General features: G+C 69.2%; 1 pseudogene. It reads right to left on the bottom strand.

Annotation, left to right across the window (positions count from 1 at the left end):
- Window positions 1-273 (bottom strand): annotated as a pseudogene (locus B2U11_RS11300) (imidazolonepropionase); the annotation flags it as partial.

Genomic DNA, 273 nt, shown 5'->3' with positions numbered 1-273 from the left:
CCAGGCCATAGCCGGACTTGATCTCCACCGTGGTGACGCCGGTCGCCTTCAGCCCTTCCAGCCGCGTCATGGACGAGGCGAACAGCTCATCCTCGGACGCCGCCCGCGTCGCCATGACCGAAGAGACGATGCCGCCGCCCGCGCGGGCGATGTCCTCATAGGTGGCGCCTTCCAGTCGCTGCTCGAACTCGCCCGAACGATCCCCGCCGAAGACCAGGTGCGTGTGGCAGTCGATCAGGCCGGGCGTGACCCAGCGGCCGTCCAGCCGCTCGA

It is taken from the genome of Brevundimonas sp. UBA7534, assembly GCF_002479325.1.
Classification (GTDB): Bacteria; Pseudomonadota; Alphaproteobacteria; order Caulobacterales; family Caulobacteraceae; genus Brevundimonas.
The sequence above is the reverse complement of the archived record's forward strand: the minus strand, read 5'-3'. Positions and strand labels throughout refer to the sequence as shown.